Source organism: Pseudomonas sp. WS 5027 (assembly GCF_012985695.1).
Taxonomy (GTDB): Bacteria; Pseudomonadota; Gammaproteobacteria; order Pseudomonadales; family Pseudomonadaceae; genus Aquipseudomonas; species Aquipseudomonas hygromyciniae.
The window spans coordinates 1-3,514 of sequence record NZ_JAAQWU010000048.1 but is presented as its reverse complement, the minus strand read 5'-3'; the positions used below and the strand labels follow the sequence as shown (position 1 = coordinate 3,514).

The 3,514-nt window shown below is 62.6% G+C and carries 1 protein-coding gene; it reads left to right on the top strand.

Going from position 1 to position 3,514, the window contains the following annotated elements; all coding sequences use genetic code 11:
- The coding region (locus HBO09_RS28560; RefSeq protein WP_169999557.1) for a DUF6531 domain-containing protein at nucleotides 1-3,514 on the top strand (3,514 nt) is incomplete at both ends.

The following is a 3,514-nucleotide window of genomic DNA, read 5'->3' as shown; positions in this document are numbered from 1 at the left end:
TTCAAACCGCACTGGCAGGCCTCCACGGCGAGCGCTATTGGCAGTGGGATATTGGCCGGTACCTGGTCAGCCATTTCCGAGGTGTGGGACAGCCTTTCGCTGGTGCAGGACATCCTCAAGGACCCGGCCAAGCACATCGAACGCCTCGGCACCCAGGCCGCCGAGCTGGCAGCCCTGGCGCGTGAAGCGCCCCAGGTGATGGAACAGGCGATGCTGCTGGCCAGCGACGAGGCAGCGCTGTACCTGATGTTGCGCACGGCGATGATCTGGCTGTCGGCATTGCCCCCCAGCCAGGTGGCGGGGAAAACCGCCGAGGTGATTGCCGGGTTTGCCGTGTCGCTGCTCATTGATTTGCTGATTGCGCTGGTGTTGACCATTGCCCTGCAAGGCGCCGGGATCGCGTATCTGGGGCTGCGCCTGGCGAAGTATGGATCGCAAGTGGTTGAGCTTGCGGTGGGCTTCGTCAAAGGCGTGTTCGACATCCTCAAGCGTTTTATGGCGGCGGTGGATCGCTACAAGGCGGTGGCCGTGCGCGGCGCCGTTGGCGGCCTGCAAAAAGGTCGCCTGCAGATGCACTGGGGGGCGCGGCGCAATACCACGCTCAAGCAACTTGAGGCGGTGGACGACGCGCCCTCCTCCGCGAAAAACCCCAACGGCGCAGCCAGCGCCAGCGCCGATAAAACCGCGACCCATGGCTGCCCGGTGTCCATGGTCACCGGCGAAGAACTGCTGACCCTGACCGATGGCGAACTGGATGGCGTACTGCCGTTTGCCTGGACGCGGCTGTATCGCACCAGTGCCGTGGAGGTGGATTGCGGGCTGGGGTTTGGCTGGAGCCATTCCCTGGCGCAGCGGCTGGAGGTGGCCGGTGAGTCGGTGGTATGGACCGATCACGAGAACCGCAGCACCACCTTTCCCCTGCCGTCCGCTGCCCGCCCGGCCATCAGCAATAGCCTGGCTGAGGCAGCGATTTATCTCGGGGCGGCGTCGGATGAACTGGTGCTGGCTCAAGGGGCACGGTTCTACCACTTTCACGACGGTGTGCTGACGGCGATCAGCGATGGGTATGACAACCGCCTGCGTATTTCCCGCGATGTATCGGGGCGGATTCTGCGCCTGGATAACGATGCCGGGCGGGCGTTGCTGCTGCGTTACGACCGCGGACATATCGTGGCGGTGGACTACCAGGTGTTTCGTGTTGAGAGCGAATCGGACGACGCCTGGGTGACTGAGCAGAACGTCGTTTCCTACCGCTACGACGAACAGTGGCGACTGGTTGAGGCGATCAATGCTGTAGGCGAAAGCGAGCGCTATCAGTACGACAGCCTTGCGGTAATCACTGAACGGCAACTGGCCGGTGGGGCGAGTTTCTTCTGGGCGTGGGAACGGTCTGGCAAGGCAGCGCGCTGTGTACGGCATTGGGCCAGTTTTACGCAGATGGATACGCGCTATGTCTGGGATGACGACGGCCGCGTCACCCTGCTTAACGCCGATGGCAGCCAGGAAGTCTACGTGCATGACCTGCGCGCACGGCTGGTGCAGCGGGTCGATCCGGATGGCGGCGAGCATTTCAAGTCCTACGACGCCCAGGGTCGGCTGACGGTTGAGCAGGATCCACTCGGGGCGATTACGGCTTATCAGTACGACGAGGCTGGGCGCTTGGTGGCGCTGTTTCCGGGGGATGACGAGCCTACCGCCTACGAGTATGAGCATGGTTTCGTACGGGTCATGCGCCGGGGTGCGGCGGTCTGGAAGTACCAGCGTAATGATCAGGGCGATATCACCCGCCAGACTGATCCGGACGGCAATGTCACCGAGTACAGCTATGACAAGCGCGGGCAGCTTTTAGCGGTTTGGTATCCGGACCATAGCTGTCAGCGCCTGACCTGGAATGACCTTGGGCAGTTGATTGGGGAGCAACTGCCCAACGGCGGCGTGCGCCGTTATCGCTATGACGACCTGGGCCGGCAAATTGCCCGTGAAGATGAACATGGCGCCCTGACCCATTATCAGTGGGACGCTGTAGGCCGCCTGAGCAAAGTGGTATTGCCGGGCGGCGCCACCCGCGAATTGAGCTACAACCCATACGGAAAAATCATCGCCGAGCGCGATGAACTGGGGCGGGTGACCCGGTATGAATATGCCGATGGGCTGCACCTGATCAGTCGTCGGATCAACCCCGATGGCACGGCGCTGCGCTATCGCTACGACAACACCCGCCTGCTGCTGACCGAAATCGAAAACGAGTCAGGCGAGCGCTATCAACTGGCGTACCACCCCAACGGCCTGATCCAGCAGGAAACCGGCTTCGACGGCAAACGCACAACCTACGTCTACGACCTCAACGGCCACCTGCAGGAAAAAACCGAGTTCGGTGACGATGACCGTCAGCTGATTACCGCCTACCAGCGCGACAACGCCGGCCGCCTCATCCGAAAAACCCTGCCCGATGGCAGCACGGTGGATTACACCTACGACCGCCTCGGCAATCTCCTAAGTGTCGACGACGGCCAGTGGCCGCTGCACTACGAATACGACAGCCAAAACCGCCTGACCGCCGAACACCAGGGCTGGGGCACCTTGCGTTACGGCTACGACAGCTGCGGCCAACTCGACCACCTGCGCCTGCCCGACAACAACCACCTGACCTTCAACCACGACAAGGGCGGCCACCTCGCCACCGTTGAGCTCAATGGCCGGACACTCACCTCGCACCTGTTCAAGGCCGGCCGCGAACAGCAGCGCCAGCAGGGCCAACTGCTCAGCCACTACCACTACGACGACCAGGGCCGCCTGACCCAACACCAACACCGCCACTACACCTACGACAAAAGCGGCAACCTCACCCGCCTGCTCGACACCCGCAAGGGCCAGCACGACTACCACTACGACCCCCTCGACCGCCTGACCCGCGCCGACCACTCCCAGGCCCCCACCGAACGCTTCGCCCACGACCCGGCGGGCAACCTACTGATGCAAGACCGCCCAGGCCCCGGCATCGTCGTCGGCAACCGCCTGTTACTACAAGGCGACCGGCATTACGACTACGACGCCTTCGGAAACCTCATACGCGAACGCCGTGGCCGCGCACAGCAACTGGTCACCGAATACCGCTACGACTGCCAGCACCGCCTGATCGGCGTGACGCAACCAGACGGCAGCCAGGCCAGCTATCGCTATGACCCATTTGGCCGGCGCATCAGCAAAACCGTGGCGGGCAAGACGACTGAGTTTTTCTGGCAAGGCGACAAGGTTATCGCCGAGCACACGGCGGGCCAGCACCGCAGCTACCTCTACGAGCCGGACAGCTTCAGGCCACTGGCCTTGCTTGAAGGTTTCGGGCCGGCCAATACACAGGTCTTCCACTACCAACTTGACCACCTGGGTACGCCGCAGGAGCTGACCAGCGCAGACGGCAACATCGTCTGGTCTGCCCATTACCAGGCCTACGGAAAAATCACCCGGTTGGATGTAGGCACAGTCGACAACCCACTGCGCTTTCAGGGGCAGTATT